We start from the raw sequence: 25,743 nt of genomic DNA on the forward strand, positions 1-25,743 counted from the left end.
GGCGCGCGCGGACGGTGCTTGCGCCCGGCGGCGGCTCACGCGTCCGGTCGGGCGGCGGCCCGGGACCAGGGCCAGCGTGGCCGTCCGCTCCGCTTCCCCTCGGGGTCGAACGCGTACTTCCAGCCCTGGGGCAGCCCGAGTTTCCTGCTGTGCCCGCGCGGCACCCGCCGGTAGACGAGGACGGTGGGCGGGCCCCCGGCCGCGTCGGGCACGGGGATGCGGTACGTCTTGGGCGGATGCCCGGTCGGACCCAGCAGCACGGGCAGCACCCGGCCGTCCATGGGCCCGCCCTCGAAGGGGGTGTCTTGGCTCTTCACCGGTCCAGTGTCGATCAGATCTCCGCGCTCAGCGCACCCCGGACCAGTTCGGCGGTCTGCGCGTCCCGCGCCGCGGTCACGGCGAGGACGGCGACGAACTGGTCGACCAGCCAGTCCCGCAGTTCGTCGGCGGGCGGCTGCTTGTCCTCGTCGAGCCAGATGAGGGAGGCCGCCTCGACGGCCGTGATCCACATCCGCACGGTCATCCGCAGTCGCGGACCGGGGTCGGGGACCTCCAGGTGACGGTAGATCGCCTCGGCGGCGGCCCGGCGGACGCCGTCCACTATGGCGGTCGTCCGGGAGGTCTCCACGACGCTGCCGCCCTGGAGCAGGGCGCTGAAGCCGGCGTCGTGGCGGCCGACGAAGGTCAGGTAGCGGTCGAGGACGCGGGCCAGGCGGGGGAGGAGCGGGCCGTCGCGCGGTTCGTCGAAGCAGTGCTGGAGCTCCTCGGCGGCGGAGCGCAGGGCGGCCTCGTAGAGCTGTTGCTTGCCGCCGGGGAAGTACCGGTAGACGAGCGGCCGGGACACCCCGGCGGCCTCCGCCACGTCGTCCAGCGAGACGTCCTCGGGGACGCGGTGCGCGAAGAGCGACAGCGCCGCGTCGAGGAGCTGGCTGCGGCGCTCCTCGACGCTGAGACGACGGTAGGCGGGAGCGGCTGGCGTCATGACGAGCAGCGTAATCGCCCGCACCGTCCGCGGGCCGCGCTCCCCGCCCCGGCCCCGCCCCGCGCGGGCCGGGCTTCCGCCAGGCCTCACCCGGCGGTGTCCTACGGCGTCCCGGCGGGGTGCGGGGGCTGGGGTGCGGGGTCAGGCGAGCAGGCCCGACGACTTCCACAGGCGGCGGCCCACCCCGCGCAGCACGCCTATGTCGTCCAGGAAGTCCGTCAGCCGCTTCGCTCCCGTCTGCATGACCTCCCGCCGGTGCCCGCTCGCCTTGACCTGCGCCAGGGCCTCGCGGCGGTCCAGGCCCACGTTCTCGTACACCTCGGGATTGACGAAGGCCACGCTGAACACGCGGGCGAACTCGCCGGACGTGACGCGGGTGAACTCCTGCGACCACCTCGGCGCCGTCACCATCTGGCGGCGCAGCTCCTCACGGGCGTAGCGCACATGCCGGGCCTCCTCCACGACGTGGATCCGGGTGACGCCCCGCACCAGCGGCTGGACCCGCTCGTCGGGGAACGTCAGCCGCTGCATCCAGTCCAGGACCTCCTCGCCCAGGAGGGTCGCCGTGAACGAGCCGGGCGTGGTGGAGATCGTCTTGAACAGGCGGCCCATGTGCTGGTGGGCGCGGCTCACCGGGTACAGGGGCGTGCCGCCGCGCTCGATGAGCCGGGCGAACATCTTCGAGTGCCGGCACTCGTCCTCGATCTCGGTCAGCGCGTAGCGCACGTGCGCGCTCGTCGCGGCCTTGTCGTAGATGTGCCGCACGAGGAGCTGCATGAGGATGATCTCGAACCAGATGCCGAGCGAGGCGAGCGCGGCGGCCTCGTGCTGGGACAGCAGGATCCGCTGCTCCTCGCTCATCCGCCGCCACATCGGCGTGTCGTACAGCGACACGAGCTCCGGCGGCCAGAACCACTTGCCGTCCTCGAAGGGCGCGTCCCAGTCCAGCTCCGTGTCCGGGTCGTAGGAGTGCTTGGCGGAGGACGCGAGCAGCCGCTCGGCCACCTGCTCCCGGTCCTTGAGCAGGCCCAGCGCGTCCCGCAGCCCTTCCAGCGCGTCGGCATCCGTGAGGGTCGTCATGCCCTTATGAGACTGCCTGTCAGCAAGACCGTCAATCCCCCGGACGCCACTTCTTGGCCGGGCCCCGCCCCGACCCCGCCCCGACCCCGCCCCGAACCCGCCCCGAACCCGCCCCGACCCCGCCCCGACCCCGCCCCGTCCCACGCCCGGAGCGGCCCTACTCAGGAGTCGAGCACGGCCTCCATGACCGCCCGCGCGATCGGCGCCGCCATGCCGCCGCCGGTGATGTCCCCGCGGCGCGCCGACCCGTCCTCCACCACCACCGCGACCGCCACCTTCGGCTCCAGGTCCCGTTCGCCCTGCGCCCAGGAGACGAACCAGGCGTAGGGGATGCCGGCGTTGCCCAGCCCGTGCTGGGCGGTGCCCGTCTTGCCGCCGACGACCGCGCCGGGGATCGCCGCGTTGGTCCCCGTGCCCTCACGGACCACGTCGGCCATCAGCTCCCGCAGCCGCCGCGCCGTCGAGGGGAGCATCGCCCGGCGGGACGGGCGCGGACCGGCCGTGGCCACCGTCGCCCCGCCCCTGCGCGTGGTCCGCTCCACCAGGTACGGCGTGCGTACCTGCCCCCCGTCGGCCACGGCCGCCGCCACCATCGCCATCTGGAGCGGGGTGGCCCGCGTGTTGTACTGGCCGATCGAGGACAGCGCCAGCTGCGCCCGGTCGAGCGAGGTGTCGAAGGTGCTCGGCGCCACCCCGAACGGGATCCGCACCGCGTCGTCGTTGAAGCCGAAGCCCCGCGCCGTGCGGGTCATCCCGGCCAGCCCCGTGTCCACGCCGAGCTTGGCGAACACCGTGTTGCACGACCACTCGAAGGCCTCCCGCAGCGAGGCGTCCTCGCAGCCCTCGCCCTCGTTCGTCAGGCTCGTCGTCGTCCCGGGCAGCCGGTAGGGGGCGGGGGAGTCGGTCGGCGCGTCCAGGTCCGTGACCACGCCCGCGTCCAGCGCCGCCGCCGCGGTGACCACCTTGAACGTCGACCCCGGCGGATACGTCTGGCGCACCGCCCGGTTCAGCATCGGCTTGTCCGGGTCGGCGTTGAGCCGGGCCCAGGCCCGTTCGGCCCGCGCGCCGTTGCCGGACAGCACTCCCGGGTCGTACGACGGGCTCGACACCAGCGCCAGCACCCGCCCCGTCGACGGCTCCACCGCCGCCACCGCGCCCTTGCGCCCGTCCAGTCCCTCGTAGGCGGCCCACTGGGCGTGGCGGTTCAGCGTCGTCACGACATCGCCGCCGGGCGGCCGTCCGTGCGTGACGTCGTTCCACAGCGGGAACGGCGCGAGCATCGGATCCGACCCGGACAGGACGCCGTCCCCCGCGTGCTCCAGGAACGTCGTCCCGTACACCTGTGAGGCGAACCCGGTCACCGGCGCGTACAACGGCCCGTCCTGGTAGGTGCGTTCGTAGCGCAGTTGCTCCCCGGTGTCCCGCGAGCCGGTGACCGGGGTGCCGCCGACGAGGATGTCGCCGCGGGGCTGCGCGTAACGGGCGATGGAGCCGCGCCGGTTGGCGGGGCTGTCGTCGTAGGAGCCGGCCTGGACGAGCTGGACGCGCGCGGCGTTGACCAGGAGCGCCGCCAGCAGCAGGGCGCTGAAGACGGCGGCGTGCCGGATGTGCCGGGTCACCGGGATCTCCCTGGGCTCTTGTCGACCAGCGTGTCGACGGGTTCGTCGGGCGTGCCCCGGCCGGCCGCCCGGGACGACGCTCGGGCGGCCGACGTGCCGGGCGTGTGCGCGGCCGGTCCGGCGGGCGTGTGTGCGGCCGGTCCGGTGGCCGGGTGGGCGGACGGTTCGGTGGCCGCGGCGGCGGACCGGGCGTCGTACGGTCTGCGGGCCGAGTCGCTCACCCGGATCAGCAGCGCCACGATCGCCCAGTTGGTGACGACCGAGGAGCCGCCCTGCGCCAGGAACGGCATCGCCATGCCGGTCAGCGGGATCAGGCCGGTGACACCGCCCGCGATCACGAAGACCTGGAGGGCCACGATCGAGGCGAGGCCCGCGGCCAGCAGCCGCCCGAAGGGGTCGCGCAGCGACAGCCCCGCCCGGTAACCGCGCTCGACGAGCAGCCCGTAGAGCAGGAACAGCGCCGACAGCCCCGCGAGGCCCAGCTCCTCGCCCGCCGTCGCCAGGATGAAGTCCGACTTCACGGCGAAGCCGATGAGGACCGAGTGGCCCAGGCCCAGCCCGGTGCCCGACGCCCCGCCCGCCGCGAAGGAGAACAGCGACTGCGCGAGCTGGTTGGCGCCCTGGCCCGCCTCGATCGAGGCGAACGGATGCAGCCAGTCCTCGACCCGGCTGTGCACGTGCGGTTCCAGGCGTCCGACGGCCACCGCGCCCAGCGAGGCGAGCAGCAGCCCCACCGCGATCCAGCCGGTGCGGCCGGTCGCGACGTAGAGCATCACCACGAACAGGCCGAAGAAGAGCAGGGACGTGCCGAGGTCCCGCTCCAGGACCAGCACGCCGACGCTCAGCAGCCAGATCGTGACGATCGGGCCGAGCACCCGCCCGGTGGGCAGCTGCATCCGGCTGAAGCGCCGGATCCGGCGGCCCGCGTAGGTCAGCGCCGTGCGGTTGGCCGCCAGGTAGGCGGCGAAGAACACCGCCAGCAGTACCTTCGCGAACTCTCCCGGCTGGATGGAGAAGCCCGCGATCCGGATCCAGATGCGGGCCCCGTTCACGGCCGGGAACAGGATGGGCAGGGTCAGGAGGACGAGCGCGGCGACCACGCACACGTACGAGTACCGCTGGAGCACCCGGTGGTCGCGCAACGCCGTCACGACCGCGATGAACAGCGCGACGCCGACCGTGGACCACACGAGTTGCGTGGGCGCCGCCCGGTCGCCCGGCGTCTCCAGGTCGAGCCGGTAGATCAGCACCAGGCCCATCCCGTTGAGCAGCACGGCGACGGGAAGCAGCAGCGGGTCGGCGCAGGGGGCGCGCAGCCGCACCGCCAGATGCGCGAGCAGCGCGAGCACCCCGAGCCCTGCCCCGTAGCCCGCGGCTCCGGGCGGGACGGCGCCGTCGCGGGCCAGGCCGACCGCGCAGTACCCGTACACGGAGAGCAGGACGGCCAGGACGATGAGGGACAGTTCGACGCCACGGCGGCGGGGGAGTCCCACCATGGCGGCGGGCGCGTCGGCCGCCGCCACGGTGGTGTCGGTTCCCGCGCGGACTCCGGCTTTCGTCATGTCCGGAACCTACCCAAATGGGGCTCCTCGGGGGGCTGTACGGTCTTTCGTGTCAGCACAAGCGCGGCGTCGTGCCGATGACGTCGATGTACCGCGCGGCGCCCCAGGCCCAGGTGCCGTCCGTGAGGAGGTACCAGACGGAGTTGCCCTGGACGTTCTGCCCGGGGGCCCGGCAGAAGATCGAGACGATCTCGCCGCGGCGGGCGACCCGGATGACCTGGCTGCCCCGGTCGGGCGCGCTGCGCAGCAGCAGTTCGCTCGCGGTGACGCGTCCGCGGTAGCGGCGGGAGTCGTCGTGGCCGGCCGACTGCCAGTCGCCGCCGCCGTCACCGCCGCCGGACTGCCAGTTCCCGCCGTTCCCCCCGGTTCCGCCCTCGCCGCCGTCACCGCCGCCGCCACCGGACTGCCAGTTGCCGCCCTGGCCGCCCTGGCCGCCCTGGCCGTCCTGGCCGCCTTGGCCGTCCTGGCCGCCCTGGCCGTTCTGCCAGGTCTGCCCGTTCGGATTGCTCTGCCCGTTCGGGTTGTTCTGGTTGTTCTGGTTGCTCTGATTGCCTTGGCTGTTCTGACTGCTCTGGGCGTTCTGGTTGTTCTCGTTGTTCTGGCCGTTCGGGTTCCCCTGGGCGTTCTGGTCGCCTCCGCCGCCCCCGCCGCCCTGGTCCAGCCAGTCGTACGAGTCGTCGCTGCCCTGGGTGCTGTTGCCGCCGCCGTCGCCGTCCCAGTCGTCGGCGAGAGCCGGGGTGACGGCCGCGGTGGCGGCGAGCGCGCCGGCTGCGGTGACTATGGCCAGACGGGTGAGAGCCGAGCGCATGGACATGGCGATACCTCCACGAAGAGGGTGTAACTGACTTATCGCCACATTAGGAGCGGTTGGTGCGTGTCGCCCGTCACGCTGCGCCATCGGGGAGGCGCGCCGGGGCGGGCGGCGTCTGAGGCAGCGTCAGCGTGGCCACTGCGCCGCCGTCCGGCGCGTTCGTGAACGCCAGCCGCGCGCCCAGCACCTCCGCCTGGCCGACCGCGATGGTCAGCCCGAGCCCGTGCCCCTTGGCCCCGCCCTCGGTGCGGAACCGCTGCGGCCCGTGCGCGACGAGGTACTCCGGATACCCGTCCCCGTGGTCCCGGACGGTCATCACGGGCCCGTCCACCGTCAGCGTCACCGGAGCCCGCCCGTGCCGGTGCGCGTTGGCGAGCAGGTTGCCGAGCACCCGTTCCAGCCGCCGCCGGTCGGTCTCCACGTGCGCGTTGCGGACGACGACGACCGCGACCTCGCCGCCGGACGCGGGAGTCCCGTCGGCCGCCGTGGGCCCGGAGGCCGACGGCGTGCCGGAGAAGTCGGAGGCCTGCGCGGCCCGCACCACCCGCGCCGCCAGCGCGCCCAGGTCCTCGGCGTCCAGCTCCAGCCGCTCCCGCCCGGTGTCCAGCCGCGAGATCTCCAGCAGGTCCTCGGTGAGCGTGCGCAGAGCCGTCACCCGGTCACGCACCAGCTCCGTCGGCCGTCCGGGCGGCAGCAGCTCGGCCGCCGCGTGCAGCCCGGTCAGCGGGGTGCGCAGCTCGTGCGCCACGTCGGCGGTGAAGCGCTGCTCGCTGAGCAGTTTGCCCTGGAGCGAGGAGGCCATGGAGTCCAGCGCCACGGCGACCGCGCCGACCTCGTCCTGCGGCCGGCCCGGCTCCTTGGCGCGGCGGTCGTCCACCCGGGCGTCGAGGTCGCCGGCGGTGATCCGGCGGGCCACCTGCGCGGTGGTGTGCAGCCGGCGGGTCACCCGGGTCACGGCGACCGCGCCGACCAGCAGCGTCGCCCCGATTGCCAGCGCCGACGACCACAGGATCGCGGTGTCCAGCGCCTCGATGGTGTGGGCGCTCTGCGAGTAGTCGACGGCGACCGCGAGGGCCCGCCCGCCGTCGGCGGGGCCCGCCGCCCACATCGTGGGGCGGCCCAGCCGGTCGGCGACCATCGTGCCGCGCTCCCCGGACACCGCCAGGCTGTGCAGCGACGGGGGCAGTCCGGGCGGATCCAGGCTCGCCCCCCGGCCGAGCGAGTCCCCCGCCTCGAAGGCCGCGGTCGCGTCCTTCAGCCGGGAGAGCGCGAGGTCGCGGGCCTGGCCCACCGTCTGGTTGGTCACCGAGACGTGCACCAGGACGCCGAGCAGGGCGGCCAGCGCGCAGCACATCACGGTGATGAAGACGGCGGCCTTCACGGCGAGCGTGCCGGCCCAGGACGGCAGCGCCGGCCTCATCGGCCGCTGCTCGGGGACAAGGACGCCGGCGGCGCGACGGAATCGGGCGAGGAGCCCGGCGCGGCGTCCGGCGAGGAGTCCGGCGCGGACGCCGAGGGGCCGGCCGGGGTGGAGGCCGAGCCGGAGGCGGAGGGCCGGGGGGAGTGCTTGCGGCCGCCGGTGCGGAGCATCTCGTCGTGGGTGAGCAGCATCGCCTGCTGCTGCTGGTCCCAGGTCCACTGGAGCCGGTACTCGTACCCGGCGACCTCGGAGGGGGCACGGATGATCACGGACCGCCCGGCCAGCTCGACCGCGCTGACGGCGTCCTCGTAGGCCATGACCTGCACGAGCCTGTCCCTGCGCACGGTGTAGACGCGGACGGCCGTCAGATTGCCCGGCAGCTGCCGGAAGCCGAGGGTCAGGTCGGCGCGGCCGTCGCCGGTGAGGTCGCGGTAGTACGCCTGGAGCACGGGGCACCGGGCGCCGCGCGCACCGCTCTCGCCGCAGTCGGCCATCCGCCGGGCCGTCTCGGCGTAGGGCCCCTTCGCGTAGTCGCCCGGATGCCCGGCGATCTCCCTGCGCACCACCGCGACCGGATCGACCCCGCGGATGTCGCCGCCGGGCACGGTGATGCCCTTGACCACCTCGGTGTCCACCTCGCCGATGTCGAACGCGGGGCTGGAGGCGGGGGTCAGGTCGGGCCAGAGCTTGTCCGGGCTGATCGCCGTCGGCGTCGGGCCCGCGCCCTGCAACTCGCCGGCGTCACCGCAGCCCGCGGCGGCCGAGGTCAGCACGACGGCGACGGCGACGCCGAGCAGGGCCCGGCCGGGGCGCCGGGAAGGACCGCGGTTACTGGAGCGACCGGGGCGGTGAGAGAGACCGCGACGACCGGGGCGACCGAAGGGACCGGGGAGACCGAGGAGGCCGGGGAGACCGGAACGGTTGCGGGACACGGGACTCCTGTGGCTCCTCTCGGGACGACGGTGCCAGGCCCCGTACACCTTATTCATAGGGAAGTCCGTTTTGCGTACCGGTGGGCAGGTGGCGCTGGGGCAGCGTACTGCCGGGCACGGGTTGAGCGCTGTGGCGCTGACCATGGGCGAAACGATTCCCCTACGGCCCGCGCACCCGCTCGCCCGCCCAACCGGCCCCAGCCCCGACCGCTCGGGCCTCCGACCTCCGGGCCCCCGATCATCCGAGCCCTCCGGCCGTCCGAGCCCTCCGGCCGTCCGAGCCCTCCGGCCGTCCGAGCCCTCCGGCCGTCCGGGCCCTCCGGCCGTCCGGGCGTCGATCGTCCGGGTTCATCCGCCGCGCGCCCGCCCGGGTACTGCCCACCCCGCCGTTCGCTTCCGCTCCGCCGCCCGCCTACTCGGCCAGTTCTTCCAGCAGCCTGGCCGTGGGCAGCCCCGCCCGCAGGTACTCCACGAACAGCTCGTTGTGCAGGGCCCAGGGCGAGCGCCGTGACCGTATCAGCCGAACGGCCCCGTCGGCCGAGTGCCCCCGTTCCGTCAACGCGTGGGCCACGACCAGGCCCGAGCGGTTGTATCCGCTGTAGCAGCGCACCAGCACCGTGAGGCCCGCGTCCAGCGCGTCCCCCGCGGCCTGCGCCAGCCGGATCACCCCCGCGAGCTGGGTCCCGTCCAGCGGCCCGTCCGGGATCGGCCACACCTGGTGGCGCACGCCGGGGTCGGGCCCGTGGCCCGGCCGCTCCCGGGTCAGCGTCTGGACGAGACCGAACTCGCCGCGCACCACGACCGGCCGCCGCTCTCCGCCGGGCCCCCGGAACTCGTGACCGCCCATCCACAGGCCGGGCACGATCTCGCTCCACGGACGGTCCGGAACAGGTACGTCGGGCTGCTTCCTGCGGGTCCGCAACGGCGCCTCCCCAAACGCGCTGCCCAGTGCCTGCCCAACCCGCGCCGGGGGTAACCGCCTTCTTGCCCCCGGAGCACCCCGCCTGGTCCCATGGTCGCAGGGGTGATGGTGCATGAACGGACTGCGCGTCGTACCGGTCTCGCGGCATGGCCAGGAACGGCTCTACGTCTGCCTCACGGACGGCAGCAACATCGCCTGGTACGACCGTGAGGCGGCCAGGATCAACCTCATCCGGGACGACCGCAGGGAAGACGTCCTGGAAGCTCTCCGGTCCTTCGTCACCGGCCCGGTCGCCGTGGGGCCGCCCCCGGTGCCGACCCCGGCGGAGCTGGCCCGTCTCTCCCTCCACCCGGACGACGACCTGGCCCCCAACCGTCCCGGCGAGGCCCTGCTGATCGACCTCGACCGCGACCCGCCCCCCGCCCACCGGCTGCGCACCGACCCGCGCCGCCGCGCCCTGGCGGCCGAGCGGACGGTCGGCGAGGCGCTCGACCGGCTCGACGGCGCGGGCTGGCACACGCTGCACTCCGTGCCGCTGCCCGGCGGCGACCGCGTCCACCACCTGGCCGTCGGCCCGGCCGGACTGTTCGCCGTGCACGCCGTCCACGCCCGCAGGCAGCGGGTCCGGATAGCCGACCCGATGGTCGCCCTGGGCCGCCGCGCCCCCGAGCCCCTGCTGCGCCGGGTGCGCGCCGACGCCGACCGCGCCTCCTACGCCCTGACGGCCGAGGTCCACCCCGTGCTGGCCCTCGTGGGCCCGGCGGAGGTCACCGTCACCGCGCCCCCACGGGCGACCCGCATCCTCACCGACGCCGGGCTGCCCGACCTGGCCCGCCTGGGCGGCGTGCTCAAACCGGCCGACGTGGAGGCCCTGCACGCCATGGCCCGGGACCGGGGCACCTGGGCGAGGGTCTGAGCGGAGACCGTGCGGAGAGCGTACGGAGACCGCACGGAGAAGGTACGGAGTCGGCGCCCGTCCTGTCGCCGCACTCCAGGGGCCGGCGCCCTGCCCGTCCGGGGAAGGCGGCCCGTGCTCCCCGAGGCCGCCGTAGAGGGCCGCCGGCGTCAGGAACCGGCGGTTCCGGGGTCCGGCACCGTCCCCGCGCGCCGCGCGTCGGTCAGCGGCGCCAGCAGGTCGCCGAAGTCCTGCAACCGCGGCGCGATGTCGGAGGCCAGGAACGTGAGCGGGCCGGCCGACCGGCACGCCTCGACCTCCTCCCACGTCACCGGCGCCGACACGGTCGGCTCGGCGCGGGCCCGCAACGTGTACGGCGCGGCCGTCGTCTTGCGCGCGGCGTTCTGACTCCAGTCGACGAACACCTTCCCCGGCCGCAGACTCCGCGTCATCCGGTGCAGCACCAGCCGCGGAGCGGCCCGTTCCGCCTCCACGGCGAGCTGTTTGGCGTACTCCGTGACCCGTTCGGACGACGCCCCCCGCACCGCCGCCAGCAGATGCAGCCCCTTCGACCCGGACGTCTTCGGGTACGCCTCGATGCCGTCCGCCGCCAGCCGCTCCCGCAGCCACAGCGCGACCTCGCAGCACTCGACGACGGTCGCGGGCGCGCCGGGGTCGAGGTCGAGGACGAGCCGGTCGGCGGTCTCCGGCTCCTGGATCACCCACTGGGGCGTATGGAACTCGGTGACGAGGTTCGCCGCCCAGACGAGGCTCGCCAGATCCTGCACGACGACCATCCGCGCCGGCCCCTCCGAGCGCGGCACCTCGGCCCTGGTGACCCACTCGGGCGTCCCCGGCGGCACGTTCTTGGCGAAGAACACCTGGCCGTCCGGCCCGTCGGGATAGCGCAGGAAGGACAGCGGCCGGTCGCGCAGATGGGGCAGCAGGGCGTCGGCGACGGTCGCGTAGTAGTGCAGCACCTCGCCCTTGGTGAACCCGGTGGCCGGATACAGCACCTTCTGCAGATTGCTGAGCGGGAGCCGCCGCCCCTCCACCTCGGTGATCGGCGTCATACGATGAGAATCACATGAAAACGGTACATAACGCTCACTCGGGAGGGTGCTGCACGTGCGATCCATATGGAACGGCGCCATCTCGTTCGGTCTCGTCAGCATTCCGATCAAGCTGGTCAACGCCACCGAGAGCCACTCGATCTCCTTCCGCCAGATCCACACCGAGGACGGCGGCCGCATCCGCTACCGCAAGGTGTGCGAGCTGGAGGAGCGCGAGGTCAGCTCGGCCGAGATCGGCAAGGGGTACGAGGACGCGGACGGCACCATCATCCCGATCACCGACGAGGACCTGTCCCACCTGCCGCTCCCGACCGCGAAGACGATCGAGATCGTGGCCTTCGTCCCGGCCGACCGGATCGACCCGCTCCAGATGGACGCCGCCTACTACCTCCAGGCGGGCGGCGCCCCGGCGGCGAAGCCCTACACACTGCTCAGGGAGGCCCTCAAGCGCAGCCACAAGGTGGCCATCGCCAAATACGCCCTGCGCGGCCGTGAACGTCTCGGCATGCTCCGCGTGGTCGGCGACGCCATCGCCATGCACGGTCTGCTCTGGCCGGACGAGGTCCGCGCGCCGGAGGGCGTCGCCCCGGACGCATCCGTCACCGTCCGCGACAAGGAACTCGACCTCGCGGACGCCCTCATGGACACCCTCGGCGAGGTCGACCTGGACGACCTGCACGACGAGTACCGCGAGGCCGTCGAGGAGGTCGTGGCGGCGAAGGCGGCCGGTGAGACGCCCCGGGAGGCCCCGAGCGCGCCGTCCAGCGGCAAGGTGCTGGACCTGATGGCGGCACTGGAGAAGAGCGTGCGGGCGGCCAAGGAGTCGCGGGGCGAGGAGGCGGGGTCCGCGGCGGACGCGGACTCGGACACGGAGGCGGACGGCGACGGCGGGCGGGACTCCGGCTCCCGGTCGGGGCGGGCCAAGGTGAGCCGCCTGCCGCAGCGCGAGTCCGCCCGCAGCACCCCGAAGCAGACCGGCGGCAAGAAGTCGACGTCGGCGGCGAAGAAGACGGCGGCGGCCCCGAGGAAGTCGGCCCAGGCGGCGAAGAAGTCGACGTCCTCGAAGAGCGCGGCGGCGGCGAAGAGCACGGCGGGCGCCAAGGGCGCGACGAGGAAGACCGCCGCGAAGAAGACGGCGGCGACGGCGAAGAAGAGCCCGGCGAAGAAGACCGCGGCCCGCAAACGCTCGGCCTGACCGGCCGCGGCCCGCAAACGCTCGGCCTGACCGGCCGCGGCCCGCACGCTCGGCCTGACCGCCCCCCGCCCGCACCGGCGGGCGGACCGCGCCCCGCTCAGCCGGACCCGACACCGGAACGGCCCCGGGCGCCCGGCCCTCGGTGTGACCCGCCCGGGGTGGGACCCGCCCCGGGTGGGACCCGCCCCGGGGTGGGGCCTACCTCGGTCCGGCCGCCCCGCCGCGCCCGTCAGGGCCGTCGGCCGCAAGGACCTCCGGGTGAGCCTCCGGGCCACCCACCGGGTGACCGGCCGGGTGACCAGCCCGGTGATCCGCCGGGTGATCCACCGTGGGAGCCTTCGGGTGGTGAGGTGCGGCGGCGGGGGCGGGGGCGGTCGCGCGCGTCAGGCTCACGAGGGCCGTGCCCACGCCCAGCCCCACCGCGGGCCACACCGGGAACGCGCCCTCGTACGCGAACCCGTGCCCCGCGAAGTACGTCAGCGCGCAGACGCTCGTCCCGAGCCCGCCCCACATCGCCCAGGAGGCCGTTCCCCTCAGCCCCGCGACCGGCCGCACCCGAGTCTCCACCCCGGACAGCCCTCGCTCCAGCGGCCGCAGCGCCCGCACCACCGCCGCCAGGACGGCGCCCAGCACCAGCAGCCACGGCCCCCGCAGCGCCCACCACGCGGCGGAACCGTAGGCGGGTTCGGGAGCCAGGCCGGTGAGGTAGAACGCGGCGGCGACGATCAGCACCGGCAGCATGTGCCACAGGTAGAGCGCCATGCTGCCCGCACCCAGCACCCGCACCGCCCTTCGGGCCCGTGGCCGTTCCAGCACCCGTCGCACCACCGGTGCCACGAGCAGGGCCGCCCCTGCCTGCGCGACGGCCCACGCCAGCATGGCGGGCGACGGTGGATCGGCGTTGCTCAGCTCCTGCCCGGTCACCAGGATCAGACTGACGGGAAACGGTCCGGGCCCGACCAGCGCGACGAACGCCGCTCCGCCGCCCGCCGCGAGCGCGACCGGCGCGGCCGACCGTCCGTCGCCGCCCAGGAAACCGTCGCGCCAGCAGAAGCCGAGCTGGTAGACGACCCCCCACACGAGGACGTAGTTCAGCGCCCCGACGGCCTCCACGAGTCCGGGGCGCGGCGAACCGGCGGCCGCGACCGACGCGCCGATGCCGAGCGCGACCGCGCCGGTCGCCAGGGGGACCCGCACCCCCCACCGTTCATGGAGGGCGTACATCGCCGGTGTCAGGGCGCTGAGCAGCAGATACACCGGCAGGAACCACAACTGCATGGCCATCGCCCAGCCCACCAGCGCCAGCGTCGCGGGGTCCACACCGAGCCCGGCGCTCACCCCGACCGCGAACAGCACGAGACCGCTGTACGCGGCGGCGGGCAACAGCAGACGCGCCGCCCGCTGTCCCACCCACCCCGCGACGGTCCCGCCGGCCGACCGGGCCCGCGCCCAGGAACCGGCGGCGGCGTGCCCGCCGGCGAGGAAGAACAGCGGCATGATCTGGAAGCCCAGGGTGAGCCACTGCGTCCAGGGCACGGTCGCGAGCAGCTCCGGCGCGACGATCTCCCCGTCCGGACGCCGGACCAGCCCGGTGATCAGCCAGTGCCCGAGCACGACCAGCAGAATGGCCCAGGCCCGCAGGAAATCGACGTACAGGTCCCGCCCCGGCCCACCGCCCGCCTCCCGATGCCGACGCGGATCCCGGCCCCGGCCCCGGTCACGCTCTCCCACCTGATCCCGGTCCCGGTCCCGACGGCCCCGGTCCCGGTCCCGGTCCGGACGTCTGTTCCCGTTTCGCATCCCGCCCCCGCCCCCGTCCCCATCCCGCCGGGCGACCGCTGGTCGTTCCCTTCCCGGTCCCGGCTCATGCCCGCATGCTCCCGTCCCCTCAACCCGCCTGCGGCGAAGCGCCCTTGTCGCAACCAACCCGTGCCCGGCCCGACACCCCGCCCGCCCGCTCCGACGCCTCCGCCCGCCCGGTCCGACACCGCCGCACACCCGGCCCGTGCCCGCCGCCCGCGTCGGCCGAAGCGTCCGGAACGTCCGCCGCGGACCATCTTGACGGCCGGGATGTTACCGGTAACATCGAAAAGTCGTCGGAGCACCACCCGCATCCCACACCGCAGTGGGCCGTCCGCCACTGGAGTCCGCGTGACCGACCACCCCACGGCACAGCGCACGGCGGCCGGCCGCCCCCGGCCCCCGGCCCCGCACGGGACCGTCGCCGGTCACACCCCGGTCTTCACCGCGGCCGCGACGGTCGCCTCCTGCGCGGGCTTCGTCCTGATAGGCGTCCTGCAAGCCCTGTACGGCCCCTCGATCCCGGCCCTCCGCGCCGAGTTCGGCCTCTCGCCCTCCGCCGCCGGACTCGGCCTGAGCGCCCACTTCGCCGGCGGAGTCGCCGGAGTCCTCCTCTTCGACCGCCGCTACGGGCGAACGGGCAACCGCACGATCCTCGCCGCCTCGTACCTCCTGATGGCCGCCGGAGCCGCGGGCTTCGCCCTCGCACCCCAGTGGCCCGTCGCCCTCGTCGCGGCGTTCGTCGCGGGGCTCGGCTTCGGAGGCATCGACTACGGCCTCAACCAGCTCTTCTCCATCGGCTTCGGCCACCGCTCCACGGCGATGCTGAACATCCTCAACGCCCACTTCGGCATCGGCGCGATCCTCGGACCGGCCCTGATCGGACTCGTCGGGTCCGAGCACTACCCGGCCCTCTTCCTGGCCTTCGCGCTCGCCAGCCTGCCCCTGCTGCTCTGCCTGCGGGGTGTGCGGAACGACGCCCCGCACCCCACCGACGAGCCCGGCCCCGACCCCCGCTCCGACGCCCGCTCCGGCACCCGCACGGGCACGCCCGCCGTCAGCGGTACCGGCACACCCGCCGTCAGTGGTACCGGCGCCGGCGCCGAAGCCGTGCGTCGCGCGCCGGCCGACGCGGCCCTGCGCTCCGTCCTCGCCGTCTTCGTCGCCCTCTACGTCCTGCACGTGGGCGTAGAGGCGGGCGTGGGCGGCTGGGAGCCCACCCACCTGGAGACCGTCGGCTACGGGGCTGGCGCGGCCGCCACCGCGACCAGCGTCTACTGGCTGATGATGACCCTGGGCCGCTTCCTGGCCGCCCCCGTCGCGCTGCGCTTCCCGGCCCCGGCCATCATCACGGTCGCGTGCGCGGGCATGACGGTGTGCCTGCTCCTGGCGAGGATCCCCGACCTCGCCCCCTACGCCTACGCGGGCGTGGGTCTCTTCATCGCCCCGATCTTCCCCACCGGCCTGCCGTGGCTCAACCGGGCCGCCCCGAGAGCCCGCCGCGCCGGAGCCGTCGTCATCGCCGCGTCCATGCTGGGCGGTGTGGCGGCGGGCCCGGCGCTCGGCAGGGCCATCGAGTGGTCCGGCGTGCGAGCCGTGCCCCTGATCCTCGCGGCCGTGTCGGCGACCTGCCTGGCGGCCACCCTCTGGCTGACCCGGGCGACGCGGACGCACCGCCCGCCCGCCTGAGCGCGGGCCGGACAGATCGCGGCCGGACAGGGCGAAGCCGGACGGCCGAAGCCGGACAGGGAGCGGAGGTCACGCCCACCCGCAGCCGCCCCGAACAGGAACCCCGAGGAACCCGAGCCCGAGGAACCCGAGGAACCCCGAGGGACCCCGAGGGACCCCGAGGAACCCGAACGGACCCCGTAGGGACCCGAACGGACCCCGTAGGGACCCGAACGGACCTCGTAGGGACCCCGTAGGGACACCCCGCCCCCCACCCCCGTACGGATCACCCCGCACCCGACCCGAAGGGACCCCATGCCCGCCCTCACCACCACCTCCGACGGTTTCCTCCTCCACGGCGCTCCGTTCCGGATCCTCTCCGGCGCCCTGCACTACTTCCGGGTCCACCCCGACCAGTGGACGGACCGCCTCCGCAAGGCCCGTCTCATGGGCCTGAACACGGTGGAGACGTACATCCCCTGGAACCTCCACCAGCCCGAACCCGGCACCCTCATCCTTGACGGCCTCCTCGACCTGCCCCGCTTCCTCCGCCTGGCCGCGGCCGAGGGCCTGCACGTCCTCCTCCGCCCCGGCCCCTTCATCTGCGCCGAGTGGGACGGCGGCGGACTGCCCCACTGGCTCACCGCCGACCCCGGCCTGCGCCTGCGCAGCAGCGACCCCCGCTTCACGGACGTCATCGACCGCTACTTCGACCTCCTCCTCCCGCCGCTCCTGCCGTACATGGCGGCGGCCGGCGGCCCGGTCATCGCCGTGCAGGTGGAGAACGAGTACGGCGCCTACGGCGACGACGCCGCCTACCTCGCACACCTGCGGCAGTCCTTCCGCTCACGCGGCGTCGAGGAACTCCTGTTCACCTGCGACCAGACCGACGGCGACCACCTCGCCAACGGCTCGCTCCCCGGTGTGCTGGCCACCGGCACCTTCGGCAGCCGCGTCGAGTCGTCGCTGCGGCGGCTGCGCGAGGCCCAGCCCGAAGGCCCGCTCATGTGCGCGGAGTTCTGGATCGGGTGGTTCGACCACTGGGGCGGCCCCCACCACGGGCGCGACACCCAGGACGCCGCGGCCGACCTGGACCGGCTCCTGTCGGCGGGCGCCTCCGTCAACATCTACATGTTCCACGGGGGCACCAACTTCGGTCACACCAACGGCGCCAACCACCACCACGCCTACGCCCCCACCGTCACGTCCTACGACTACGACGCACCGCTCACCGAGAGCGGGGACCCCGGCCCGAAGTACCACGCCTTCCGCGAGGTCATAGCCCGCCACGCCCCGGTCCCGGACGAGCCGGCGCCCGCACCGTCCCCCAAACTCCCTCCCACGACCGTCGAGTTGAGCCGCCGCACCCCGCTCTTCCCCCTCGCCGGCAGCCCCGTCCGCGCCAAGGACCCCCTCACCGCCGACGATCTCGGCCAGCGGTCCGGATACACCCTGTACCGGACGACGGTCCCCGCCGACGGCCCCGGCCTCCTCCACTTCACCGGCGGCGTGGGCGACCGCGCCCAGGTCTTCCTGGACGGCGCCCCCACTGGCGTCCTGGAACGCGAGCGCCACGACGAGACGCTGCCCGTGCATGTCCCGCGCCCCGGCGCGATCCTCGAGGTGCTCGTGGAGAACATGGGCCGGGTCAACTACGGCCCCCGCATCGGCGTCCCCAAGGGCCTCCTGGGCCCCGTCGCCCTCAACGGCGTCCCGCTGCACGACTGGGACTGCCACCCCCTGCCGCTCGACACGGCCCCGACGACCCCCACGGCCCCCACGGCCGACGGGCCCGCCGCCGAGCCGGTCTCCACCGCCCCGCCCTGCGTCCAACCGGCCCTGCACCACGGCCGGTTCGACGTGCGGACCCCCGCCGACACGTTCCTCTCCCTGCCCGGCTGGACCAAGGGCGAGGCCTGGATCAACGGCTTCCACCTGGGCCGCTACTGGAACCGCGGCCCTCAGCGCACCCTCTACGTCCCGGCCCCCGTCCTGCGCCCCGGCGGCAACGACCTGGTGCTCCTCGAACTCCACGGCACGACCGTCCACCGAGCCCACCTCACGGACACCCCCGACCTGGGCCCGTCGAGCCCCTGACCCCGCCCCTGGCCTCGCCCCCCACCCCGCCCCTGACCCTGCCCGCCGCCTCCGGCCGATGAGACGCCCCGCCCCTCACCCCGCGGGGCGTTCGCCGACACCGCGCGTGCCCGCCCCCGCCCCGCCCGCGCCCTCTCCACCCCGGCCTATCCTGTGGGTCCGCGGGCAGGGCAGGCCCGTCGTGATCCGCGGTGCAGCCCGGACCCGCCCGCGGGCCACCCCGGCCGAAGGAAGCACCCACCATGACCCCAGACGCCGCCGACGGCCCGGCGACCAAGGGACGCAGCCGCCGCAACTTCGCGGGCGCCCGCCCGGTGATGGACGACGTCGCCAAACTGGCCGGCGTCTCCAAGCAGACGGTTTCCCGGGTGCTCAACGACCACCCGGCCGTCCGCGCCGAGACCCGGGAGGCGGTCCGCACGGCCATGCGCACGCTGGGCTACCGCCCCAGCCGCAGCGCACGCTCACTGGCCAGCGGCCGCACCCGCATGCTCGGCGTGATCTCCTTCGACGCGGCCCGCTACGGGCCCGCCTCCACCCTGACCGCGATCAGCACGGCGGCGCAGGAGGCGGGCTACCTGGTCAGCTCGATCGCCCTGGACACGGCGGACCGGGACACGGTGGTGCAGGCCGCGGACCGGCTGTCGGCGGAGGGCGCGGACGGCGTCATCGCGATCGCCCCGCAGGTACGCGTGGCCCGGGCGCTCGCCGAGGCCCGTCTGGACACCCCGCTGGTCGTCATGGACAACGACCTGGGGGACGGCACCCCGACCGTCACCTCCGACGCCCGCGCCGGCGCCCGCAAGGCGACGCGACACCTGCTCTCCCTCGGCCACCCGACGGTCCGGCACCTCGCGGGTCCGGCGGGCTGGTCGTCGGCGGACCGCAGGGCGCAGAGCTGGCACGACACCCTCAAGGCGGCCGGGGCGCAGATCCACGCGCCCCTCTTCGGCGACTGGAGCGCCGACTCGGGCTACGACCTGGGCCGCGAACTGGCCGGGGACCCCGCCGTCACCGCCGTCTTCGCGTCGAACGACCAGATGGCCCTGGGCCTGCTGCGCGCCCTCCACGAGGCCGGACGCCGGGTCCCCGAGGACGTCAGCGTCGTCGGCTACGACGACATCCCGGAGGCCGCCCACTTCCTGCCCCCGCTGACCACGGTCCGCACGGACTTCACGGACATCGGCACCATTGCGCTGCGCACGCTCCTCGACCGCATGGACGCCGCACGGCACCCCGCCGACCCCTCGCGGCCCCCCGCCCCGGCCGCCCCCGTCCCCGCTCCAGCCCTGACCCTGGTCCCCGTCGAACTGAAGATCCGCCGAAGCACCGCGGCCCGGACCTGAAGCCGTCCGCCGGACACGCGAACGGCGGCGGAGCCGACCCCCGGCCGACCCCACCGCCGCACACCCGCCCACGCGTTCACACGCACGCCTGCCCAGGTGCCCACCTGCCCACGTGCGCTCCCGCACGCCTCCGGAACCCACGGAGGCGCGGAGGGACGCCGTCAGCCGCCCACGTACCAGCTGAACCCGCCGTTGCTGGCCGCGACGGCGAGCAGCACGAGCCACAGCACCACGTCGACGACGCCGAGGACGATGCCGGCCTTCGCCATCCCGGCCCCGTTCCTGACGGACGCCTGACGCCGGGCGACGGCGCCGAAGACGATGGCCAGCGGGCCCAGGACGATGTTCAGAAGGAACAGCCCGACGATGCCGCAGCAAAGGCTGGCGATCGCGAGGCCGTTGGTGCGTGATCCGGCGGACGCGGCGGAAGAGCTGCCGTAACTCGTCATTGCACACTCCCGGTTGTCGGTTGCACGGACCGAACGGGTCACGCGCTCCTTACTTTCGGCTTGTGCGGACCGGATGCCCCGTGGAGACGCCGTCATGTCGACGGATCGTCAGATGCACGACACCGGAGTCCTGATGAGCCCGATCCCCGGCCGTCGACCTGTTCCGGGACGGATGCGCCCCGCCCCCCGCCGCCAGGCACTACAGTCGTTCGCTGTGCCGTGCGTCACATGGGGGTGACGCCCGGCGGGCGGCGGGCCGATGGCCCGGACGCCCGGAACGGCGGTGCCGGTGGCGCCGTGAGCTCTGGGGGGCTTCATGCACGAGATGGTCAAAGGCTCGAACGTGGCGCTCGCCGCGCTGAGCGACGACGCGGGTTCGCTGATCGCCGGCCTGAGCTGGGTCAGTCCGACCGGCGAGGGCGACGCCGACGTGTCGGTGCTCCTGCTGGACGCCGACGGCAAGGTCCGCAGCGACGCCGACTTCTGCTTCTACAACAACCCGGTCGCCGCCGACGGCAGCGTGCAACTGCTGGGCAAGACGCCGACGGACAGCGGTGACGAGGACCGCATCGGCTTCGACCTGACCGCGGTCCCCGCCGCCGTCGACCGCATCGTCGTGGCGGCGAGCCGCTACGAGGGGGCCGGCTTCGGCGAGCTGGAGGACCTGAAGGTCACGCTGTCCGACGCGAGCGGCGAGAGCCTCGTCGTGTTCGCCGTCGAGGATCCCGGCACGGTCAGCGCGATCATCTTCGGCGAGCTGTACCGACGCGGCGACGACTGGAAGTTCCGCGCCGTCGGACAGGGCTACGACACCGGCCTCGTCGGTCTGGCGACGGACTTCGGCGTGAACATCGACGACGACGGGGGAGACGAGCAGGCGCGGGCCGACGGGCCCGCCGACACAACCGAAAGCCCCGAACCGGCCGAGAGCGGCGGGCCGGATGGGGGCGGCGGGCCGAGCGGGGGCGGTGCGTGGGCCGGGAGAGGGCTGTCGGCCGGAAACGGTGCGCAGGCCGGTCAGGCCGGTCAGGCCGTAGGGGCGCCGGCCGTCGAGCAGGACCCGAGGTTCACGCCGGGCGGCCTGGTGCCGGCCCCGCGCTCACCCGCGGGCGAGCCGGAAGCGGAACGGCCCGGGAACGCCGGGATTCCCGAACAGTCCGAACGGCCCGAACGGCCCGAACGGCCCGAACAGCTCGGACAGCCTGGGCAAGCCGGGAGGCCCGGTAGGTCAGGGAGGGCGGCACGGCCGCGCACCGCGAAGAAGAAGGTCACCGTGCCCAGGGCGGCGAGGAAGTCCCTGGCCGACAACGACTCCTGGAAGCAGGCCAGACTCTTCCCGGTGTCGGCGCTCAAGAGCGACCGGGACCGCGAGACGCGGGCCACTTCGGTACTCCTGTCGGTGATGGCGCAGGTGCCGGAGTTCGGCCGCAGGCTCACGGCCGCGTTCGGAGCGCCGGCGGGCCGTATGGAGACGTTCACGGAGGTCTCCCTCCCGCACGGCGACACCCCGCGACGCCCCGACGGGATCATCCGCGTCGAACGCGCCGGGAAACTCTGGACCGCGCTGGTCGAGACCAAGACCAACGGCAACGGCCTCAAGCCCGAACAGGTGCAGGCGTACGCGGACATCGCCGCCCGCCGCGGCTACGAGGCCGTGATCACGCTGTCGAACGACGTCGCGCTGGAGGGCAGCCCGCTCGTCGACGTCAAGACCGACGGCCGGCGCAAGCACAAGGTCGCCCTGCGCCACCTGTCCTGGGCCGAGGTCACCCACGTGGCGCAGATGCTCATCCGCCACGAGGGCGTCGGGGACCGGACCCATGCGTGGCTGCTCCAGGAACTCCTGCACTATCTGCGGCACGAGAACTCCGGCTGCCACGGCTTCCAGAACATGGGGGCGGCCTGGGTGCCCGTCCGCAACGGGATCGACGACGAGACCCTGTGCCAGGGCGACCCGCGCGCCCTGGAGGTCGTCGAAAGCTGGGAACGGCTCATCCGGCAGATCTGCCTCAGCCTCGGCGGCGAACTCGGACAGAAGGTACTGCCCGTCCAGCGGGCCAGACGCGGAGCCGATCCGCGAACCCGCCGGGCCCGCCTGGCCGACCAGCTCTGCCTCGACGGGCGACTCCAGGCCGAACTCCGGATCGAGGGCGCACCCGGAATCCTGGGAGTCACCGCCGACCTGCGCACCGGCAGGCTGCGGACCTCCGTCGAGATCCCCGCCCCCGAGCAGGGCTACCCGTTGACCTGGGCCAAACGCCTCGTCCGCCATCTGGCGGAGGCGCCCGCGGACCTGCACGTCGAAACCCTCGTCGAAGGAGAGACCGGCGGACCGCGGGGAACGCTGGAACGACTGCGCCCCGAACCGGCGGACATGCTCCCCAAGCAGCCCGACACCCGCATCACCGGCTTCCGCCTGTCCCTGTTGAAGAGCATGGGAAGCAGCCGCGGCAACGCCGAATCCGGCTTCATCCGCAGCGTCGACGACGCGGTGCACCGCTTCCACAGCACCGTCGTCGTCCCCCTGGACCGCCTGACGCCCCGCCAGACACCGGCGGAGGACCGCGTCACAACCGCATGACCCGCGACAAGATCCGGCGTTCTGCGTTCTTCGTCCTGCGCACGACGATCAGGCGTGCGGCATAGCGTGCGGCATGAAGGGGCGGGCGCGAGGCGCGCGACATGAGGGGGGAAGCGGCCGTTGTGGGAGCAGGTCCCGGCGTTGCTGGGCGTGGTGGTCGGAGCGGCGAGTTCGTACGTGGCGACGAACATCGTGGAACGGAACCGCTGGCGACGCGGCCGGGCCGAGCGCTGGGACGCGAAACGGCTGGAGGCCTACGCGTCCTACGCCAACATCCTGAAGCAGCAGCTGAGCATCGCGCAGCGCATGGGCGCGGCGAGGGGCTTTCCGCACGCGGCGGACCCGCTGGACCTCGACGCGGGCCTGGCGCAGCTCGCGGAGAACGAGGCGCGGCGGGCGGCCGACTGGGAGTCCGTGCTGCTGATCGGGGACGCGGAGACGATAGGCGCGGCGCGCAAGTGGCACGAGGCGGTGTGGAACGTCGAGCTGTACGCGCGCGGCCTCAAGGACGACCATGCGGGCTGGACCAGGGCCGTGCAGCAGGTGAGCCGGGCGCGGGACGCCTTCTACGCCCTGGCCCGACGCGACCTGGACATCGCGGGCCCGCCCCCGCCGTCCGGCAACTGGCCCCGAGCCTGGCAGCAGGAGGGCGGGCCCACCTGACGGGGAGCGCCCACCAGCTGGGCCAGCCCCGGAACGTGACCGCATGACCGCATGACCGCATGACCGCATGACCGCATGACCGCATGACCGCATGACCGCGTGGGGTGTCGGGCCTGGCCTTCGCGAACCCGCAAACAGGGAAGGAGAGTGTACGGATCGCCGCTCAAGGGAACGTCGGCGGCGCTCCCGCGCCGATCAGGGCAGGTCGTCACACAGGGCGTGCACCAGCTCCTCGAGGCTGCCGACTTCCTCTTCGGCCGTTTCGAGGACTCTGCGGTCGAGTGCCACCACCCGCTCCTGAGCCTCGATCGCCGCGGTGTCCGGATGCGCCTGTGCCCTCATGTGGGCGAGCTTCGCCTCGTCCTCCGTCAACTCCCTGAGAAGCCCCTGCCGTCGCTGCTTGGCCCGCTCCAGCTTGGCCCTGGCCGCCTTGCACTGTTCCGGAGGCATGCCGACTCCCATCCGTGAGACGTCACTTCAGCCTCCCGGACCACCGGCGGCCCCGCACGCCGGCCTGGCCCGAGCGGGCGGGAGGCGTGCGGACAGGCATCACGGCGACAAGGAACACCCAAGTCCCCCAGAACTCGGAGCCCGAAGCCGGATCCCGAAGCCGGATCCCGAAGCCGGATTTCGAATCTGGGGCCGGAAGCCGGAGCCGGAAGCCGGAGCCCGAAGCTGGAGCCCGGGACAAGGTCACAACTGAGTCACTCTCTTCACGAATCCCTCACATGTCACGTGCCCCCGTAGGTAGTTTCACCCCTCACGTACTTCGACAGGGGGCCCCGTGAGCTACTACCAGCCTCAACCGCCGTTCCAGCCTCCGCCGGGACCGCCGCCCGTCCGCCCCGCCCCCAAATGGGCCCGCAAGCGCTTCGTCCTCCCCGCCCTGGGCCTCGCGTTCGTCATCGGCCTGGCAGGCGCGGGCGGCGACGACCAGAACCCGAACGTGACGAAGACGGCCGCCAACGACAGGGCGCAGCCGACGGTCACGACCACGGCGACGGCGACGGTCACCGCGACCGCCACGGCGACGGAGACCGCGAAGCCGAAGCCGGCGCCGACCGTCACGGAAACGGTCAAGGTCAAGGTGACCGTCACCGCCCACGCCGCAGGGGCGGGCACGGGATCGGGCGGGGGTTCGACGTCCGGCGGCTCGTCGTCCGGCGGCGGCTCCGGCTCGTCGGGCGGCTCCAGCTCCGACGGCAACGGCGCCACGGCCCTCTGCAGGGACGGCACTTACTCCTACGCCGCCCACCACCAGGGAGCCTGCTCCCACCACGGCGGCGTGTCCGTCTTCTACCGGTAGGAAAAGCACGCCAGGTGCGGGCCGCCCCCCGTGGCCCGCACCGCACCGAGACCCGGACGGGCACCACCGGCACCGCGAAGCTCAGGCCACGGACGCCCTGAAGGGATCGGTGGGGACGATCGCCACCTCGTCGAAGAGCTGTTCCAGGGCCTCGTGTCCGTGTTCCCGCCGGAACGCGATCTCGGCGCCGGTCACGGGCAGCGCCCACAGGATGCGAGCACGTCCGCCGGGCAGCGGGCAGTGCTCGAGGTCGGGACCGTGGAGATAGGGCAGGCTGATCAGCAGATGGTCACAGGCCGAGCCCGGAACCCACGGTTCACCGATCGGCATGCTGTGCTCCACGTCCAGCGGATGCCCTGTGCAGTGGTAGTACGCGATCATCGCCAGCAGCTCGACGAACCGCTCGTCACGGACATGCGCGGTCATGACGAACTCAAGGCCGTCCCCGTCCCGTTGCATCGCGCCCCAGCACCCGGCGGTCACATAGGCCCAGCAGTCGCTCCGGGGACCGGGCGCCACGACGAACACACGCAGCCCGGGCACCGCCGCCCGCCGCTCCGGCCCGAGGTCGCAGCCGACGGCCTCCACGGCATGCCCCACGAAAAACGCCCGCACATGCGACTCGAAGACCCCTGCGGCCACCTGCCTCGACTCAGTCACCGCCACATCATCCCAAGGGCGCCCACCCGCCCGGTTCGAAGCCCTTGCTGACAGGCGGTATCCACAGAACCATGGTGCGGTCGCCCTGCGGAGGAGAGGATGCAAGCGAGTGCCGACGATCCAGAGCACGATGGGGCGGAAATGAAGCAGGGGGAAGCACGCGAAGCCTGGGGGGCGGAGGCGTATTCGATCCTCGTAGGCGTAGCGCGGACGTACCACGCGGTGATCACCTACAAGCAGCTGGGGGAGGAGGTCCAGACCCGGACCGGCATCCGGACCAAGAGCCTCCTGCAGAACTGGATCGGCCCGGTTCTGGGATCGGTGGTGCGTGAAGCCCACCGTCGCGGCGACCCGCCCCTGACAGCCCTCGTCGTGCACACGGACGACGGCAAGGTGGGAAGCGGCTACAAGGAAGTCCTGGCGGTCGCCGGACAAGCGCCGGTGGACGACGAACTGGAACGTGAGCACCACGCCGCCAACGCCCGCCTCGCCTGCTACCGCCACTTCGGGGCGACCATGCCCCCGGACGGCGGCGCACCGGCCCTCGCCCCAAGACTGCAAGCCGCCGTCGAGCGCCGCCGCGAACGCACGGAGAAGCCGCCCCGCATATGCGAGCACTGCTTCGTCCAACTGCCCTCAACGGGCCTCTGCGACGCATGCGGATAACCGACGAACGCGCTTC

At 73.7% G+C, this 25,743-nt stretch carries 23 protein-coding genes; 9 read left to right on the forward strand and 14 right to left on the reverse strand.

Going from position 1 to position 25,743, the window contains the following annotated elements; translation table 11 throughout:
• Positions 1–35 precede the first annotated feature (35 nt).
• From OG802_RS24030 to OG802_RS24070, 9 genes are all read right to left on the reverse strand, one after another.
• Positions 36–317: a hypothetical protein gene (locus tag OG802_RS24030; RefSeq protein ID WP_329413528.1), complete on the reverse strand. Its 282-nt coding sequence runs from the start codon at positions 315–317 to the stop codon at positions 36–38.
• Positions 318–331: 14 nt separating this feature from the next.
• Positions 332–982 (reverse strand): TetR/AcrR family transcriptional regulator, encoded by a 651-nt coding sequence (locus tag OG802_RS24035; RefSeq protein ID WP_329413529.1) that lies wholly within the window; start codon positions 980–982, stop codon positions 332–334.
• A gap of 141 nt (positions 983–1,123) precedes the next feature.
• Positions 1,124–2,062 carry an AurF N-oxygenase family protein gene (locus OG802_RS24040; RefSeq protein ID WP_329413531.1) on the reverse strand — a complete coding sequence of 313 codons (939 nt, stop codon included), beginning with the start codon at positions 2,060–2,062 and terminating at the stop codon, positions 1,124–1,126.
• 161 nt (positions 2,063–2,223) lie between these two features.
• Positions 2,224–3,681: a penicillin-binding transpeptidase domain-containing protein gene (locus OG802_RS24045; RefSeq protein ID WP_329413533.1), complete on the reverse strand. Its 1,458-nt coding sequence runs from the start codon at positions 3,679–3,681 to the stop codon at positions 2,224–2,226.
• The gene (locus tag OG802_RS24050) at positions 3,678–5,243 is read right to left on the reverse strand and encodes an FtsW/RodA/SpoVE family cell cycle protein (RefSeq protein ID WP_329413536.1); all 1,566 of its coding nucleotides are present in this window, start codon (positions 5,241–5,243) and stop codon (positions 3,678–3,680) included. The genes OG802_RS24045 and OG802_RS24050 overlap by 4 nt, the downstream gene beginning before the upstream one ends.
• Before the next feature lie 52 nt (positions 5,244–5,295).
• The gene (locus OG802_RS24055; protein WP_329413539.1) at positions 5,296–6,057 is read right to left on the reverse strand and encodes an SH3 domain-containing protein; all 762 of its coding nucleotides are present in this window, start codon (positions 6,055–6,057) and stop codon (positions 5,296–5,298) included.
• Between the two features lie 70 nt (positions 6,058–6,127).
• On the reverse strand, positions 6,128–7,474 hold the full coding sequence (locus tag OG802_RS24060) for a HAMP domain-containing sensor histidine kinase (protein WP_329413542.1): 1,347 nt from the start codon (positions 7,472–7,474) through the stop codon (positions 6,128–6,130).
• Positions 7,471–8,247, reverse strand: a complete 777-nt coding sequence (locus tag OG802_RS24065) for a hypothetical protein (RefSeq protein ID WP_329413545.1) — start codon at positions 8,245–8,247, stop codon at positions 7,471–7,473. The genes OG802_RS24060 and OG802_RS24065 overlap by 4 nt, the downstream gene beginning before the upstream one ends.
• 571 nt (positions 8,248–8,818) lie before the next feature.
• The gene (locus tag OG802_RS24070; RefSeq protein WP_329413547.1) at positions 8,819–9,328 is read right to left on the reverse strand and encodes a protein-tyrosine phosphatase family protein; all 510 of its coding nucleotides are present in this window, start codon (positions 9,326–9,328) and stop codon (positions 8,819–8,821) included.
• 112 nt (positions 9,329–9,440) lie between these two features.
• Between OG802_RS24070 and OG802_RS24075 the strand changes: the two genes are divergently transcribed.
• Positions 9,441–10,244, forward strand: a complete 804-nt coding sequence (locus tag OG802_RS24075) for a nuclease-related domain-containing protein (RefSeq protein WP_329413548.1) — start codon at positions 9,441–9,443, stop codon at positions 10,242–10,244.
• Positions 10,245–10,393: 149 nt separating this feature from the next.
• On the opposite strand, the gene ligD is transcribed toward OG802_RS24075, so the two are convergent.
• Positions 10,394–11,296, reverse strand: coding sequence for a non-homologous end-joining DNA ligase (ligD, locus tag OG802_RS24080; protein ID WP_329413549.1), 903 nt, complete (start codon positions 11,294–11,296; stop codon positions 10,394–10,396).
• 55 nt (positions 11,297–11,351) lie between these two features.
• On the opposite strand from ligD, the gene ku reads away from it, so the two are divergent.
• Complete coding sequence (ku, locus tag OG802_RS24085; protein ID WP_443055307.1) at positions 11,352–12,491, forward strand: non-homologous end joining protein Ku; 1,140 nt, start codon at positions 11,352–11,354, stop codon at positions 12,489–12,491.
• A gap of 198 nt (positions 12,492–12,689) precedes the next feature.
• Here ku and OG802_RS24090 read toward each other — a convergent pair whose 3' ends face one another.
• Positions 12,690–14,222: an acyltransferase family protein gene (locus OG802_RS24090; RefSeq protein ID WP_329413552.1), complete on the reverse strand. Its 1,533-nt coding sequence runs from the start codon at positions 14,220–14,222 to the stop codon at positions 12,690–12,692.
• A gap of 420 nt (positions 14,223–14,642) precedes the next feature.
• On the opposite strand from OG802_RS24090, the gene OG802_RS24095 reads away from it, so the two are divergent.
• The 3 genes from OG802_RS24095 (at position 14,643) to OG802_RS24105 (ending at position 19,402) form a co-directional block, all read left to right on the forward strand.
• A complete protein-coding gene (locus tag OG802_RS24095) occupies positions 14,643–15,980 on the forward strand; it encodes an MFS transporter (RefSeq protein WP_443055308.1) in 1,338 nt (445 codons plus the stop codon).
• 294 nt (positions 15,981–16,274) lie between these two features.
• On the forward strand, positions 16,275–18,056 hold the full coding sequence (locus OG802_RS24100; RefSeq protein WP_329413556.1) for a glycoside hydrolase family 35 protein: 1,782 nt from the start codon (positions 16,275–16,277) through the stop codon (positions 18,054–18,056).
• 242 nt (positions 18,057–18,298) lie between these two features.
• Positions 18,299–19,402 carry a LacI family DNA-binding transcriptional regulator gene (locus OG802_RS24105; protein ID WP_329413558.1) on the forward strand — a complete coding sequence of 368 codons (1,104 nt, stop codon included), beginning with the start codon at positions 18,299–18,301 and terminating at the stop codon, positions 19,400–19,402.
• A 161-nt stretch (positions 19,403–19,563) separates the two neighbouring features.
• On the opposite strand, the gene OG802_RS24110 is transcribed toward OG802_RS24105, so the two are convergent.
• Positions 19,564–19,851 (reverse strand): DUF4190 domain-containing protein, encoded by a 288-nt coding sequence (locus OG802_RS24110; RefSeq protein ID WP_329413559.1) that lies wholly within the window; start codon positions 19,849–19,851, stop codon positions 19,564–19,566.
• A gap of 316 nt (positions 19,852–20,167) precedes the next feature.
• Here OG802_RS24110 and OG802_RS24115 point away from each other — a divergent pair, with 316 nt between their 5' ends.
• Positions 20,168–22,432, forward strand: a complete 2,265-nt coding sequence (locus tag OG802_RS24115) for a TerD family protein (RefSeq protein WP_329413561.1) — start codon at positions 20,168–20,170, stop codon at positions 22,430–22,432.
• 120 nt (positions 22,433–22,552) lie between these two features.
• Positions 22,553–23,095: a hypothetical protein gene (locus OG802_RS24120; RefSeq protein ID WP_329413562.1), complete on the forward strand. Its 543-nt coding sequence runs from the start codon at positions 22,553–22,555 to the stop codon at positions 23,093–23,095.
• 195 nt (positions 23,096–23,290) lie between these two features.
• On the opposite strand, the gene OG802_RS24125 is transcribed toward OG802_RS24120, so the two are convergent.
• Positions 23,291–23,545, reverse strand: a complete 255-nt coding sequence (locus OG802_RS24125; protein WP_329413564.1) for a hypothetical protein — start codon at positions 23,543–23,545, stop codon at positions 23,291–23,293.
• 334 nt (positions 23,546–23,879) lie between these two features.
• Between OG802_RS24125 and OG802_RS24130 the strand changes: the two genes are divergently transcribed.
• The gene (locus OG802_RS24130) at positions 23,880–24,401 is read left to right on the forward strand and encodes a DUF3761 domain-containing protein (RefSeq protein ID WP_329413566.1); all 522 of its coding nucleotides are present in this window, start codon (positions 23,880–23,882) and stop codon (positions 24,399–24,401) included.
• A gap of 81 nt (positions 24,402–24,482) precedes the next feature.
• On the opposite strand, the gene OG802_RS24135 is transcribed toward OG802_RS24130, so the two are convergent.
• Positions 24,483–25,061, reverse strand: a complete 579-nt coding sequence (locus OG802_RS24135) for a suppressor of fused domain protein (RefSeq protein ID WP_329413568.1) — start codon at positions 25,059–25,061, stop codon at positions 24,483–24,485.
• Between the two features lie 141 nt (positions 25,062–25,202).
• Between OG802_RS24135 and OG802_RS24140 the strand changes: the two genes are divergently transcribed.
• Positions 25,203–25,727, forward strand: a complete 525-nt coding sequence (locus tag OG802_RS24140; RefSeq protein ID WP_329413570.1) for a hypothetical protein — start codon at positions 25,203–25,205, stop codon at positions 25,725–25,727.
• The last annotated feature ends 16 nt before the right edge of the window (positions 25,728–25,743 follow it).

It is taken from the genome of Streptomyces sp. NBC_00704 (assembly GCF_036226605.1).
Classification (GTDB): Bacteria; Actinomycetota; Actinomycetes; order Streptomycetales; family Streptomycetaceae; genus Streptomyces.